Here is a 14,679-nt window from a genome sequence, read left to right as displayed (position 1 = left end):
GAGCCATGTGGTACGCAGCATAGAGTAGGTGATGTAACCAATTTTCCCCTTCCGTCCTTGAAGCTGCTCTTGCCGAATGTCCCCACAGTACCTTCGAAATTCCTCTACGCAGACTTGAATCCGCTGTTCTAGCGTTGCTTTTAACTTAAGTGCCCAATCTCTGCGGATCAGGGACCATGCCTGATTTAAGATGGCTTGTTGTTGCTCGAACTCATCTACGGGCTGTTCCATCTGTATTCAATCACCACCTAAAGCTAATTAGACTTTACCTCGCTGCCCTTCATGTCCGCCGAGCCGCTTAATTGAATATGACTGCCGTTGCAATCCATACGAAGCTCACTGCCTGCGGACAGGCTCATCGTTTTACCCGCAGACAGGCTCAGGTTGCCGCCCGCCGAGATACTCACCTGCTTGCTGCTCACAATCTGAATCCCTTCCCGGTCGTCCAGCTTGATAAAAATGGAACCCTCCTTACCTGTAACAACCAGTTCATCCGGCCCCAGCCGAATTTCCTTGCCATGCGGGGTTCGCCATATTTTCATCTGCGGATTGTTAAACTTGTTATGCGTATTGTTGCGGTCAGCCCGTCTGACGGCACTGGCTGCAATCCCATCTTCTTCACGGCTGCCCGGGAAATAGAGAGAGACGGGGTCACCCTTTTCCGGCATGACATACCAGCCCGTATGCCCGCCGCCGCTATACACGGTTGAATAGTTGAACCAATGCGCCTTGTCCACATCCTGCTTTTCATCACAATCCAGATGGATGCGTACCTGATCCTGGCGAACGTCCAGCACGATACCGCTTAACGAAGCGCCTGCCAGCTTTTCCTGGTAGTAGCTTTTTTGCCGCAATCCTTTATGCGAAGCAAGCACATATTGATGCCGCAGTTGTCCCTGGCTCATGTCGGTATAAGCTTCCACCACATACAGGCTGTGTCCTTGAAAGGTCATCTGAGCCCCTAAATCCAGAACCTCATCCGTTTCTACCTCATAAAAAATAAAATCATTTTCGCTCAGCTTCGCCTGCTCATTCTCCTGAAAATAACGAAACGGCAGCATCTGCTTACGCACGGTATAACGGGTATGATCCAGTACCTTCTGTGCAGGGCTGTCCTCAATGCCGAAATAAAATTTGGGACTGTCAAAACGGGCCACAGGCATTAAGCTCGTATGATAACGGAAACTATGCGTCTCAGAAAGGCCCAGTCCGTCTCCTGATACTGGATGGCAATCTTCCCTATACCTTCTCCGCCAGTCGCTCCATCGATGACATCAAGGCCTTCGTAATCCTTTCCGATCTGCTCCAGCATTTGAGGGATTGTCAATTTGGTATTTTGAAAGGAACGGGTACGCCGCTTGATATCCATCCGGTATGTATGGGAGATAGCTTCCACCTCCAGAAAGTACACACCCCGCACGACCTTGACCTCGACCGACAGCGGAATGCCGCTGAAAAGGGGCTTGCTTCCCCCGGATTCATCCCGTTGGCTTAACTCGATGACCGTATTTTTCTCCGTGCTTTCCACATAGCTGTCCTGCACATCTTCCGGGATCATCCCGGTAAAATAAAGCCGGGTATGCTCGTTGATTTTTTTGGTAAGGGTAAGCTGCTCCAGAACAACCCGCTCATATGGGTGAATTTGAATATTGTCGTAGCCTAAACTCATAATGAAGCCACTCCTTTATCAGACGCGGGATGGGAGGAAGGCGGAAGAATACGGAGGGACTGAACAATGTGTTCCGTTACAGGCAGCCATGCCTCCATGTCAGATTCCATACAGTTGAAGCTGCCAAGATTTAAGTATCCCTCTTGGATAAACAGCAGCATTTCGTTGTATAGATTACCGTCTACACCTGCTGATACGAAACGGACCCTCCCGATGGTAAGACCGAACCCGATTGACGATCAACTCCGTACCGATCCAGTTGCGAATCGGTTGTACGGACCGCAGAACGTCCGCCATTTGCTCCATAAACTCGGGAAGCTCCTCAAGTTCCAAAGACGTTTCTGTAGGATTAAAGGTGATATTGATTGTCCCCTCCGAAGAGGTGTAAATTACCTGTGGGCGATGCTCCGAAGGATATTTGAATTTGGCCTCTTCCGGCGGCATAAGGTTAAAGGATTTGGGAACATACACGGCAATTTGCCTATCCAGAATCGTTCTTAGCTCCAATGTGAAATGATCATTTCCAATATGAAACACCTTTGCTTCTTCAGAGATCGAGCCGTTCTGTTTGGATTCCAGAGGTTGAAGTGGAACGGATTGCAAATCATCGTTATTAGCTGTGGCCTGATCCACAGCTTTAGCTCTGAGACTAAGAATCTGCTCGTCCAGATAGTTCATAGAAAGCCCCCTTTTTATTAAAGACGTAAGATTCTGCTTGAATATTTGTAGACAAGAGGAAATTTTTTAATGAGTGCCCAGCATATGTATATATCGGTTAAAAACAATTATTAATTTACAAAATGACCCATTACATGGGGGCATATATCCTATCAAAGAAACCTTAAAATTATTTAAAATTTTTGTGAATATTTCGGTTTGCTCTTAGTTTCTATTCCCGTATGACATTTTTGTTGTCGCTAGATGATAGAGTTTATGCTACACTTTATAGACAACTAAATAAGCAAGAACTATGTCTATACTGCTCTGTCGGAATGGACGCGCTGTCTTTATGTACTTGCGCTGCATCTGTCACCTTGAACCTTTCACGAATGACATTAAAAGAGGGAGGCGGTAAGCATGACGTTCTTGGAAAAATTACTAACGTATCGGGACAAGGAGAATGATCTCTTCTGGGAAGGCTCCTTTCTCGATTACCTGCAGCTTGTTAGAGAGAATCCGCGAATCGCCGGGACAGCGCACGAACTGGTCTACCGGATGATCGAGGCGGCAGGTATAACCGAGCTGGGGGACGGCCGGCGGGAGTACGCTTTTTTCAGCGGAACCCTGTTCGGACTTGAGGACGCCATTCAGCTGCTCGTGGAAGAATATTTCCGTCCTTCGGCCCAGCGGCTTGATGTCCGCAAGCGTCTGTTGCTCCTGATGGGTCCGGTCAGCGGCGGTAAATCAACACTCGTTACCCTGCTGAAGAACGGTCTCGAATCTTTTACACGCACGCCCGAAGGCGCGCTCTACGCCATTAAAGGCTGCCCGATGCAAGAGGAACCTCTCCATCTTATCCCCCGCGAGCTGCGCGAGGAATTCCGCAAGGAGTACGGGGTGCATATCGAAGGCGATCTCTGCCCGGTCTGCCGGATGAGGCTGGAGAGTGAATACGGAGGCCGGATTGAGGACATGCCCGTTGTCAGGGTTCTGTTCTCGGAGAGCGACCGGACAGGAATCGGAACCTTCGCTCCGTCGGACCCCAAATCGCAGGATATTGCCGATCTGACGGGCAGCATTGATTTTTCAACCATTACCCGTTACGGCTCCGAATCCGATCCCAGGGCCTACCGTTTTGACGGCGAACTTAACAAGGCCAACCGCGGCCTGATGGAATTTCAAGAAATTCTGAAATGCGATGAAAAGTTTCTATGGAATTTGCTTTCATTGACGCAGGAAGGCAATTTTAAAGCGGGACGATTTGCGCTGATCTCCGCCGACGAACTGATCATAGCTCATACGAACGAAACCGAATACCGCGCATTTATCTCCAATAAGAAGAATGAAGCCCTCCACTCCCGCATGATTGTCATGCGTATACCCTATAATCTGAAGGCCAGCCAGGAAGAACGGATTTACCGTAAGCTCGTTGACGCCTCGGGCCTGAACAATCAGGTGCATCTTGCTCCCGGAGCGCTCTGGACCGCCTCTGTCTTCACCGTGATGTCCCGTCTCAAAGAACCGAAGAAACCCGGCATTGATCTTGTCAAAAAAATGTACCTCTACGACGGCGTCGAAGTCGACGGCGTGAAGAAGGGCGATGTGGACGAGCTGCGGCGGGAGCATCCCGACGAGGGCATGTCCGGGGTCGATCCTCGTTATGTCATCAACCGCATTTCCAGCGCGCTGATCAAAGGCGGCAAGTCCTGCATCAACGCACTGGATGTGCTTCGCTCCCTCAAGGAGGGGCTCGACCAGCATCCTTCGATCTCCAAAGAAGAACGCGAGCGGCTGATGAATCTGATTACGCAGGCCCGCAAGGAGTACGATCATAAAGCGAAGACCGAAGTGCAGCGCGCTTTTGTCTACTCGTTCGAGGAATCGGCTCACACGATGCTCAACAATTATCTGGACAATGTCGAGGCCTACTGCAGCGGTCACAAGATCAAGGACCCGATCACTTCCGAAGAGCATGATCCGGACGAGAAGCTGATGCGCTCCATTGAAGAGCAGATTGGCGTGACCGAGAACCAGAAGCGGGCGTTCCGCGAAGAAATTCTAATCAAAATCTCGTCGTTTGCACGCCGCGGCCGGCAGTTCGAGTACACCTCGCATGAGCCGCTTAAAGATGCCATTGAGAAAAAACTGTTCGCCGATCTGAAAGACGTCATCAAAATTACAACCTCGACGATCAACCCAGACGAGAGCCAGCTCAAGCGTATGAACGAGGTCTCCCGGCGCCTGATCGACCATCACGGATACTGCGCCACTTGCGCCAACGAGCTGATGAAATACGTCGGCAGTCTACTGAATCGGTGATGAGGTGGCTCAGCCTCGGAACCGTTTCAGCTTGCTGAATCGGTAAGCGGGGAGGGTTTGCCCGGTATCATATTGCTGAAGCGGTGGCGGGGGCAATTGCCCGTATCGCATTTAGCTTGCTAAAGCGGTAACGGGGAACAGATAAGCCTTGGCAGCGGACGTGTTCGCCGTTACAGCAGAGTTTCTCTTTAAAGAGCGGGAGGAGCAGTCCTGCTGGAACTCCCTCCCGCATCAACCTGTGGGTGACGGTCATGAAGGCCGTACGCCCCTTTTCGTTATTTCACGTCTTTATGATTGCACGCCGGAGCAGCTAATTTCAGGTTAATAATCCATTTATTTATTCCGGGAGGTGGGCGGCATGGACAAGCGATTGTTCGTGATCGCGCGCGACGACTGGTCGCTGCACCGCAAGGGAGAAATCGACCAGGAGCGTCATAAGCGCAAAGTAAAGGAAGCGATTCGTGAAAATCTCGCCGACCTTGTCAGCGAAGAGTCGATTATCATGCCCCAGGGCGATAAAGTGATCAAGGTTCCGATCCGCAGCCTGGATGAGCCGAAGTTCCGCTACAATACCCAGGACAAGCCGCAGGTTGGACAAGGGCAGGGCGGCACGCAAGTCGGCGATATTATCGGCAGAGCCGGAGAAGGCGATGCGGCGGGGCCGGGCAAGGGACGCGAAGCGGGCGATCAGCCGGGGGCCGATTATTACGAGGCGGAGCTGACGATTGACGAGCTGGCCGAGCTCGTGTTCGAGGATTTGAAGCTGCCGAAGCTGAAGCCTAAGGCTGCTCCCGACCTGACTGTCGAAGACGTCCGGTTCGAGGACGTCCGCAAGCAGGGCATGATCTCGAATGTTGACAAAAAGCGCACGCTGTTCGAAGCGATTAAGCGTCAGGCGCTAAGCGGCGGACTGCCGGGAGCGGCAGGCGCGGCGGCGTGGTCGGAATCCGGCGACGATTACGGCGGCTATGACGCGGACGCCGGTAGCGGAGCTGCCGGAGCGGTTCCTGCTCCGGGTACGAATGATCTCGCCGGAACGGCGGCGCGGCTTGGGCTGACCCTTGGGCTGCACTCGGCGGAAAGTGCAGGGGTTATTCCGGATTCCGGCGCGTCCGTTCCGGTCCTTGGCCCGATCATCGGCGACGATCTGCGGTTCAAGACATGGGAGGATATCCGGAAGCCGCAGTCCTCGGCCGTCGTGCTCGCCATGATGGATACGTCGGGCTCAATGGGCAGCTTCGAGAAGTACGTGGCCCGCAGCTTTTTCTTCTGGATGGTCCGCTTCCTGCGGACCAAGTACGAGAATGTGCAGATCCGGTTCCTCTCTCACTGCACAGAGGCGAAAGAAGTGGATGAGGATTCCTTCTTCCGCAAAGGAGAGAGCGGCGGAACGAAATGTTCCTCTGTATATGAACTTGCGCATGCGATTCTAGATGCGGACTATCCACCGGGCCAGTTCAACGCCTACGCCTTCCACTTCTCGGACGGGGATAATCTTGACAGCGATAATCCGGCAACCGTGAAGCTGGCGAGTGACCTATTGGAGAAGGTCAACATGCTGGGCTATGGTGAAATCCGGCAGCATATCTACGGCAGCAAGCGGCTTTGGGAGTCGCTGGCGGGCCTGAATTCTCCCGCCTTTGTCCAGGCGATTCTGAAGGAAAAGGAAGATGTGTTCAAGACGCTGAAGGCGTTCTTCGGTGACGAGGTGGCGGCAAGCTAAAGGCATGGCAATCTCTTACGTCAGGAGGAGGCGGCACTTATGATCGATCAAGAAGCGGAACAGTTGGAAGAAGCAGCGGAGCGCTTGACGGAGCTTGCGCTGGAGAATGGGCTCGATTTCTTTCCGATGCGCTATCAGGTATGCCCGGCCGAGGTGCTGTACTCCATCGGCGCATACGGCATGCCGACCCGGTTCACGCATTGGAGCTTCGGCAAAGCTTACCAGCGAATGAAGACGGAATACGACCATGGCCTGAGCAAAATTTACGAGCTGGTAATTAACTCCGATCCCTGTTATGCGTTTCTGCTGGACAGCAATACGCTGCTGCAGAACAAGCTGATTGTGGCGCATGTGCTGGGGCACAGCGATTTCTTCAAAAATAACGCCATGTTCGCAGGCACCGACCGGCAGATGGTTGAACGCATGGCCGTATTCGCCGACCGCATCGAGCGGTTCAGCCATGAATACGGCTCGGATGAAGTCGAAGCCTTTCTGGATGCGGGCATCGCCATTCAGGAGCATGTCGATCCGTTCGTACGGTTCGGCCGGACCGAGGGCTTCCGCGAGGCGGACGGCGGAGTGAAGGATGTTATCGGCTATATCGCGGGGCACAGCCGGTATCTGGAGGAGTGGCAGCGGGAGATCCTGTATATGCTCCGCGCCGAAATGCTCTATTTCTGGCCGCAGATGGAGACGAAGATTATGAACGAGGGCTGGGCCAGCTACTGGCATCTGAAGCTTGTCCGCGAGCTTGACCTCAGCGATTCGGAAATTGTCGAGTTTGCCAAAATGAATGCCGGCGTCATCCAGCCTTCCCCGGGACGGATCAATCCGTACTATCTGGGCCTCATGATGCTGCGGCATATTGAGAAGAAGGAAGGGCTTAAAGCGCTGTTTGAAATTCGGGAGACGGAGTCGGACGTGTCGTTCATCCGCAACTATCTGACGAAAGAGCTAGCGGAAGAGATGGATCTGTTCGTCTTCAAGCAGGAGGAGCGGGTATACAAAGTAACGGCCAAGGACGTCGCCGAAATCAAGGATAACCTGATCCGTTCGCGGACCAACGGCGGCTTCCCCTACTTGACCGTCAAAGACGACGACCTGCACGGCCGGGGCGAGCTGCTGCTCGACAACCGGTATGAAGGACTGGAGCTTGACCGGAAATACGTCGAACGCACCCTTCCGCTCGTTCACCGGCTGTGGGGCCGGAACGTGCATTTGCGAACCATCGTGGACGGACAGGAAAAGACGTATGTGTACGACGGCAAGCATCTCGCGGGATAGAAGCTACAAAATGATTTCAAGAAGAAACGAGGCTTTACTTCTGGTTTGTCCTATCCGAGCGAATCTGCCATGACTCTGAAACTATCTACACACTGGCCTGTCACTTTCACTTTTATGGATGATGACCAAGAGCCGATTATGCCGGTGAGTCAGAGCTGCAAAATCCTGTACAATGGACCTGTTTGGACCGAACACATGAAAAAAACAAAGCCTAAGAGCCGCGAATCCAACAATCGGATTCACGGCTCTTATTTAACTCAATCAAGATAATATGCCGGCCTGTTGTTTGAAACTTACACCCTATAGAAATTATCCTCAAGGCGATGGGTTAACTGCCACCATACTGTATACAGATACAGGCGATCCTATATTTATTTGGGTGTTGCTACCTGTTACCTTTCCTTTTCTGTGAAAATCAAAACGCTCGCCTGACTGCACATCGTCTTTAAAAACGTGGCATTTTTCTAAATGACCAATACCGTTTCCGGAATAACACATACCTGGTTCCAGTAGAAGTACATCCTTAATTTTACCCTCCAAATTTCCGGGCTTTCAGCGCTTTGTTCAAAAAGTCCATCCTTACGGTTATTTGACGGGGTTAGCCCATCATAAAAAGTTATGTACTCATTCACCATGCTAATACTAGTGTGTGGCCATTTTTTCTCTCACAAACCTTTCTACCATTTTTCATGCCAGGTAACGTGAAATCATAGATGTTTATTTACGAAGAAGTTCCTAAATCAAGCATAATATTTGGATGATAGCAAAATATTTCTGCAGGCATATGCTTCTGTAAGAACTCATATCCTAATTTATATAGTGCGGCTTCAACTAATTTAAATTTAGCCATAGAAGAAGTAAAATTCAAGATGTCCAGTCTAATAATGGCATTTTGCCTGAACATCTTGAATTTACTTAATTACTTTTGAGAATTAATTATTAATTAGTTCTCGTAAACATTTCCTTCACCGCTGATTGTTTGATTTGTTGTCTCATTAGGTCCAACTTTGTAAGTAAAATGATAATCGCCGCTCCCTACACCACTCCAAGTATAAGTCCCAAAAGCTTTGCCTGGAGCGAAAGGATAATTGACCACCGTTAAATGATCATCACCATACCAATGGTTTCTATGTAACTGAATTTGCATAGTGCCAGTTGCTCCGTTATATAAAGGCCGTGCCCAGTTACTCAATTTAACATTGCTCTTCGTTACACTAAAATCTCTGCCTGTGATACCTGTGTACGTTACATCAGAGAAAGTATAGCCGAACAGGAAAGTGTCAATTGACATTGTACCGAACGTTTTGGCTATGGATCAAGTGTTAAAGCATCTGCTATATCTCCGTTAACTACGGAGCTATCAAAAGCTTGTTGCTCTTCAGCCGACATAGGATTAGTTTTCGGAGTCATTACGTCTTGAGCATAAACAGAAGAACTGAGGAGAATGCCGGCCAGAAACAACGAAGAAATTCCCAATTTAATTCTCTTTTTCATTTACTTACCTCTTTCTTTGAGTTAGTATTAATATCACGAAGTAGATTAACATATTAAGTAATAAGTGCAATAAAAAGGGAGATAATAGCATGAAAATGTATAGAATAAAAATCATTTCATTAGTTGTATCTGTTTCCATGATATCTGCATGTTCTCAAAAAAGCATAAATGAAGATTCAATTAATCCCTCGGTGCAAGGTGTGACAACTACTCAATCCATACTTGGACCTGAAGCTACTCTTATTGGGTTCTTAGATTCTGTTGAAAAGCATGATTATACTAAAGCAGCAAGTTACGCTAAATCTGATGTTTATAAGAATCAAAAAGAACTAGCTGAATTCTATAGCAGAAATATTCCTGCCGAGCCTCTTATTGACTATCAAATCTTAAAGCAAACTGTGGATGGCAAAGATAACAAACAATTTCTTGTTTCTATGGATATTAAAACTAATGGAACAAAACAATCTAAGCAGCAAAATTTTGTGCTAAAGGAAATTAAAGGTGAGTGGAAAGTGTATTTTGAAGCAGTTATGACTTCTGAGGATGCAGCAGATGCTTCGGTCACCCAAGATAAGAAACAAAAATAATAGCGATTTATAAGTTTATAGTTACTTATGTTTTTTTGTAGAATCAATTTTGATTATTTTCATCTTCCGCAATAAAAGCAATAAACTTGAAGTTGCAGAAACATGCTACAAACCACAAAGACAAACAAGCCGGTCAAGGATGAACTCCATGATCGGCTTGCTTATTGTTTCAACTTGTTGGAAGCCCCTCGAAAGCTTTAAAATCCTACTTTTGAGACACCCTCATTTTTGACATTTACAGTCGTGCAAACAAAGCAACAATCTCGTCGATTACCAGCTGTGGGTTTTCGAATTGCAAATAATGGCCTGTTGCCGGAGAAATCACATGACGGCTGTAATCCGACAAAGTCGCCAGGTCATCCTGCAACCCTGCCCAAATCTCCTCCATTTCAGGGCCGACGCCGTGATCCGTAGCCGAAATTACAGTCAGCGCATTCCGCAGATTATCATGTTCACGTGTGTCCGCAGCTTTCTGCATGCTTTGTGTTACCTCAGCGTAATTCCCTTCAGCTTACAATTTTATGCTTGGGCCGGCCTCGCAGGTCACTCATTCAAAAGGATGAATATAAGGTGAACTTTAGAGGTATATACACTAGTTTAACTTTGGGCGTAAACTAAACCTAAAACTATTATTCTGTGGAATTATAAGAAGTGAAGCGTTGAACCGAGGGAAACTTAAGATAGCGGCAACCCCCACAAAAGAGGTGAACTAAACATTGACTGACAGCAAACGATTGTCCGTTGTGATTATCACACAGAACGAGGAAGAGAAGATTGAGCAGGCCATTCTCTCCTGCCGTCCCTTTGCGGACGATATCGTCGTCGTCGATGGAGGCAGTACCGACGGAACGGTCCTCATTGCGAAGCGGCTCGGCTGTACCGTATACCATAATCCCTGGCCGGGATATGCCAAACAGCGCATATTCGGGGCGGATCATGCGCCCAGCAACTGGATCTTTTTTATCGACTCGGATGAGGAGGTAAGCGAAGAGCTCCAGAAGTCGCTGATAGGCTGGAAAAAGGAGCCAGAGAATAAGGTAAAAGCCTATACAGTTTACCGGATCGGCGATTTTCTCGGCAAATGGATGCCAAAGGGCGAGCATCTCGTGAGACTGTACAAAAAAGACGAAGTGCGGATGAAGGACGTCCTCGTGCACGAAGGCCCGGATGTCGATCCCTCTGCCGTCCCTTGTTTGGATGGAACACTCTGGCATCACGGCTACCGCAGCATTCAGGACCATGTACAGCGCTTCAACAAGTACACCGATCTCGAAGCCCGAAAAGATTATGATCGAGGAAAAACCTTCAGTCTGATGAGACTTCTGTTCAGACCTCCCGCCAAGCTGGTCTACACCCTGTTCGTCCGTAAAATGATTACGAAAGGGATTGCCGGCTTCAGCGTCGCCTTTTTCTGGATGTATTATGAGTTTCTCAAGGAAATCAAGCTTTATGAACTTTACGGCCGGGAAAAAAAACGTGAGAAGCCGGTCTATGTCATCGAAAGCGAGAAACGCCCAGTTTAAAGGAGGGGAACCTCGTGCGTATTCTTCATATCGCCAATCATGTGAAGGAATCGGGTAATGGAATCGTCAACGTTATGGTCGACCTGGCTTGCGAGCAAGCAGCAAGAAATCATCAGGTGTGCATCGTATCGGCGGGCGGACAGTATGAAGAACTTATAGCCAGGTACAACATCCGGCATTACTATCTGGACCAGACAAGGAAGCCCGCTAAGCTGATGCGGGCTGTTTTTAATTTCAGACGGGTGGTCGCGGACTTCTCTCCCGATATCATTCATGCGCATATGATGACCGGCGCGATACTCGCCCGCTATCTGAAAGGCTTCCGTAAATATAAGGTCGTGACTCATGTTCATAACGAGTTTCAAAAAAGCGCGGACTACATGAAGGTTGGCGACAGAGTGATCGCCGTGAGCCAGGCGGTTTCCGAGGCCATGGCGGGCCGTGGTGTCGGCAAGGATAAGCTTCGCGTCATTCTGAACGGCACCATTGGAAGCCCGCGTGATTCCGATCCCGGTCCTATCCCATTGGAAGGGCGGGCCATCATCACAGTTGCCGGCATGTACGAGCGTAAAGGGATCTCCGATCTCATCGACGCCTTCGATCTTCTTGCGGGCGGCCATCCGCAAGCAAGGCTCTATATCGTAGGCGACGGGCCAGACCGGGCCAAGTTCGAGGAACGGGCTGCCGCCTCGCCTTTTTCCGGCAGAATCCGGTTTGCAGGCTTCCAGGCCGAGAGCCGCCGCTGGATGAAGGCCGCGGATGTATTCGTCCTGGCTTCCCATAAGGAACCGTTCGGGCTTGTGCTGATCGAAGCCCGGGAATCGGGCTGCGCCATCGTCGCCACAGACGTAGACGGCATCCCCCAAGCATTGGATTATGGAGAAGCGGGAATCCTGGTTCCGCCCCGGGACGCCAAGGCGCTCTCGGCGGCAATCGGGGAGCTCCTCTCCAATGAGGCCAAGCGCCAGCAATACCGTACCCGGGCCGGGGCAGGACTGGACTATTACCGCGTGGGGCGCGTGGCGGAAGAAATGCTTGGGGTTTACGATGAACTGCTGCCTGGAGCGTCCGTACTCGCAGGGGCTGCGGGTAACAAGTGAGGTAGGAGATAAGGATGGAAGTTGAGAATGAATAGACAAACAACCCGCTGCAGCAGCGGGTTGTTTTCGGAACAGACCATCTTATCCCTAGTTTGATTTAACAGCTCCAACAGCGAAGGATCAGGTGGTAATAAGCTTCTCCTGAGCATGCTTAAGCGAGATATAATCGGTGCTGAATGCTATCCCGCGCTCCTTAAGCCCCTCGCCCACCCAAATGCCGATCCGGCAAAGCTTTGTTCAAGACCCGGAAGCGCAGGCGCCGCCCTGATCCTGGCTATGGCATCCTGTATTGTAACCGGGGGGAACTTCACAGAGGCCAATCTGCTTCAGATGTTCCGCATCGAAACCCGCAAGAACCTGATCGCCGATATTCATGAGCGGGCGCTTAATCAGGATGGGGTCGCTGCATAACAACTCCAGCGTCTCCTCCCGGGAAAGGGCTCCCGGAATGACCTGACCCGATTTGACCGCAGGGGCGTTCGGGTTGAACCAACCTTTCAGCTCCAAGCCTGCAAGATAGGGTTCCAGTGTCTCGGGTGTCCACTCCGTACCCAGCAGCGACCGTTCCTCCAGCGTATGACCGTAACTTTCCAGCAGCGCCTTTTGGCGGACAGCTCCCATACAACCGGGCTTGGTATAGAAAATAATATGCGCCATTCATGTACCTCCTTAAGATGGAAAGATTATATCCATAATAAGGCAACCCCTCTATGCTGGCAATGAATCTCTTTACAACATAATAGAAGGGAACACCCTGCTGGCACCAGGCTTAGCGGTCTGCCTGTTAAATGAGGCGGTGCTGGTACCATTTTTTGCCGAGGAACCGTTTGAGAAAAATCCCGCCCCGCACGGCCCATTCACAGTCCATCGCAAGCCAGACGCCAAGAACGCCTAAGTCCAGAACAATGCCCAAAATATAACCAAGCACGACGCGGAACAGCCACATGGACAGCATGGAAACGATCGAGGTAAACTTGGAATCGCCCGCCGCCCGAAGCCCCGAAGGAACAATAAAGCTAATGGACCAAAGAGGAATTTGGAGAATCGTATTGATAAGTACAATTAAGAAAATATCGTCCACAATTTCAACAGGAGGGTGAAACATCGACACAAGCGGCTCGAAGAATGGCAAAATCAACAACCCCATGAGCACAAAGGAAAGCGACGACGCCACAATAAAGGATTTGATGAACTTTCTCGCATCTTTTACATCCCCCCGCCCCATGCATTGACCGACCACCGTAATAATAGTCAAAGCCAGCGCATTCGCAGGAATTTGCATAACCCCGGCAAAAGCGGCGCCAATCGCATTGGCGGCTATCGCGTACGTGCCTAAGCTTACGATAAAGATTTGGGTCAAAATCTTGCCCCCGTTAAAAAACATTTGCTCCGCCGCAAACGGAAAGCCGATGAACATAATTTTTTTCAACATGGATAGATTCAGTGATAGAATGTCTCGAAGCTTAATTTGCAGATTGCTGTCCAGCCGGAACAAATAGTACAGGGCGCAAAACGCTGCTAAATACCGGGCTATATTAATGGATATGCTCATACCGAGAACACCCATATTCAGCAAATTAATAAATACGAGATTTAAAAGGACGTAAATCAGATTCATAATCAGCGACAGAAAGAGCGAAGCCCGCGTACTGCCGATTCCCCGAAGGGCCCCGCATACCGCTTCCACAACCGCAATGCCTAAGAATGAGATGCTGCTTCCGATCAAATAGGTCCTGCCATTAGCCATAACATCCGGCGCCGCCGCCCCGAACAACAGGTTAAGCAGAGGACCGTGAAACAGCACCCCGAATAACCCGACGCCAAGCGCCAACAGAGATACGGAGGATACCGCACCGGCCGTCGCCTTCGAGACCATAGCATTGTTGCCGCTCCCTTTATACTGGGCTACTACAACCGTTCCGCCTGTTGCAACGGCGATAAATACACTAAGCAAAAAGATGTTAATCGAGTCGATCATATTCACCGCGCTAATCGCCGCCACTCCAGCCGAGCTGATCATCGCTGTGTTCACAAGATTAAGCCCCACCACAAAGGCCTGGTCAATCAAAATCGGAATAAATAGCGCAATCATCTGGCGGTAGTCCATGGATTGTCCCGAGAAATATTTTTCAAGTAAGCCCTGCTTTACGTTCACATTAGGCTGTATCATATGTCTTCACTTCTCTTCCCATAAACTTTGTCCCCCAAAAAAAGAAAAAGGCTCTTCATAATTGAAGAGCTGCTGCTAAGAGCTTGGTCTGTATCGTCATTTGTCTATCTTGTATGCGGTCGAGAGGACTCGAACCTCCACGGGGGGTTA

General features: G+C 49.9%; 12 protein-coding genes and 2 pseudogenes. 6 read left to right on the top strand and 8 right to left on the bottom strand.

The features are described 5' to 3' along the window. The 3 genes and pseudogenes from L691_RS33650 to L691_RS29295 form a co-directional block, all read right to left on the bottom strand. Window positions 1–231, bottom strand: a pseudogene (locus tag L691_RS33650) (pentapeptide repeat-containing protein); the annotation flags it as partial. Window positions 232–254: 23 nt separating this feature from the next. Continuing rightward, window positions 255–1,669 (bottom strand): annotated as a pseudogene (locus tag L691_RS29300) (phage baseplate assembly protein V). A 174-nt stretch (window positions 1,670–1,843) separates the two neighbouring features. Then, window positions 1,844–2,347 carry a hypothetical protein gene (locus tag L691_RS29295; protein ID WP_332249087.1) on the bottom strand — a complete coding sequence of 168 codons (504 nt, stop codon included), beginning with the start codon at window positions 2,345–2,347 and terminating at the stop codon, window positions 1,844–1,846. A 399-nt stretch (window positions 2,348–2,746) separates the two neighbouring features. Between L691_RS29295 and L691_RS0118105 the strand changes: the two genes are divergently transcribed. From L691_RS0118105 to L691_RS0118095, 3 genes are all read left to right on the top strand, one after another. Further along, window positions 2,747–4,648 carry a PrkA family serine protein kinase gene (locus tag L691_RS0118105; RefSeq protein ID WP_025691827.1) on the top strand — a complete coding sequence of 634 codons (1,902 nt, stop codon included), beginning with the start codon at window positions 2,747–2,749 and terminating at the stop codon, window positions 4,646–4,648. A 358-nt stretch (window positions 4,649–5,006) separates the two neighbouring features. Then, window positions 5,007–6,371 carry a YeaH/YhbH family protein gene (locus tag L691_RS33645; RefSeq protein WP_025691826.1) on the top strand — a complete coding sequence of 455 codons (1,365 nt, stop codon included), beginning with the start codon at window positions 5,007–5,009 and terminating at the stop codon, window positions 6,369–6,371. Window positions 6,372–6,410: 39 nt separating this feature from the next. Beyond that, the gene (locus L691_RS0118095; protein WP_025691825.1) at window positions 6,411–7,655 is read left to right on the top strand and encodes a SpoVR family protein; all 1,245 of its coding nucleotides are present in this window, start codon (window positions 6,411–6,413) and stop codon (window positions 7,653–7,655) included. Window positions 7,656–8,598: 943 nt separating this feature from the next. On the opposite strand, the gene L691_RS32115 is transcribed toward L691_RS0118095, so the two are convergent. Together L691_RS32115 and L691_RS0118090 are read right to left on the bottom strand one after the other, a co-directional pair. Beyond that, the gene (locus L691_RS32115; RefSeq protein ID WP_156934274.1) at window positions 8,599–8,847 is read right to left on the bottom strand and encodes a hypothetical protein; all 249 of its coding nucleotides are present in this window, start codon (window positions 8,845–8,847) and stop codon (window positions 8,599–8,601) included. A gap of 116 nt (window positions 8,848–8,963) precedes the next feature. After that, window positions 8,964–9,149, bottom strand: a complete 186-nt coding sequence (locus tag L691_RS0118090) for a hypothetical protein (protein ID WP_025691824.1) — start codon at window positions 9,147–9,149, stop codon at window positions 8,964–8,966. A gap of 89 nt (window positions 9,150–9,238) precedes the next feature. Between L691_RS0118090 and L691_RS0118085 the strand changes: the two genes are divergently transcribed. Beyond that, a complete protein-coding gene (locus L691_RS0118085) occupies window positions 9,239–9,736 on the top strand; it encodes a hypothetical protein (RefSeq protein ID WP_025691823.1) in 498 nt (165 codons plus the stop codon). Between the two features lie 235 nt (window positions 9,737–9,971). Here L691_RS0118085 and L691_RS0118080 read toward each other — a convergent pair whose 3' ends face one another. After that, a complete protein-coding gene (locus L691_RS0118080) occupies window positions 9,972–10,214 on the bottom strand; it encodes a hypothetical protein (RefSeq protein ID WP_025691822.1) in 243 nt (80 codons plus the stop codon). Between the two features lie 238 nt (window positions 10,215–10,452). Here L691_RS0118080 and L691_RS0118075 point away from each other — a divergent pair, with 238 nt between their 5' ends. Continuing rightward, window positions 10,453–11,259, top strand: a complete 807-nt coding sequence (locus L691_RS0118075; protein WP_025691821.1) for a glycosyltransferase family 2 protein — start codon at window positions 10,453–10,455, stop codon at window positions 11,257–11,259. Window positions 11,260–11,273: 14 nt separating this feature from the next. Beyond that, window positions 11,274–12,359 (top strand): glycosyltransferase family 4 protein, encoded by a 1,086-nt coding sequence (locus L691_RS0118070; RefSeq protein ID WP_025691820.1) that lies wholly within the window; start codon window positions 11,274–11,276, stop codon window positions 12,357–12,359. Between the two features lie 237 nt (window positions 12,360–12,596). On the opposite strand, the gene L691_RS0118065 is transcribed toward L691_RS0118070, so the two are convergent. Both L691_RS0118065 and L691_RS29290 read right to left on the bottom strand, forming a co-directional pair. After that, window positions 12,597–13,016 carry an ArsC/Spx/MgsR family protein gene (locus L691_RS0118065; protein WP_025691819.1) on the bottom strand — a complete coding sequence of 140 codons (420 nt, stop codon included), beginning with the start codon at window positions 13,014–13,016 and terminating at the stop codon, window positions 12,597–12,599. A 127-nt stretch (window positions 13,017–13,143) separates the two neighbouring features. After that, the gene (locus L691_RS29290; RefSeq protein WP_036737312.1) at window positions 13,144–14,529 is read right to left on the bottom strand and encodes an MATE family efflux transporter; all 1,386 of its coding nucleotides are present in this window, start codon (window positions 14,527–14,529) and stop codon (window positions 13,144–13,146) included. Between the last annotated feature and the right edge of the window lie 150 nt (window positions 14,530–14,679).

It is taken from the genome of Paenibacillus zanthoxyli JH29 (genome assembly GCF_000520715.1).
In the GTDB taxonomy this organism is placed as follows: Bacteria; Bacillota; Bacilli; order Paenibacillales; family Paenibacillaceae; genus Paenibacillus_AQ; species Paenibacillus_AQ zanthoxyli.
The sequence above is the reverse complement of the archived record's forward strand: the minus strand, read 5'-3'. Positions and strand labels throughout refer to the sequence as shown.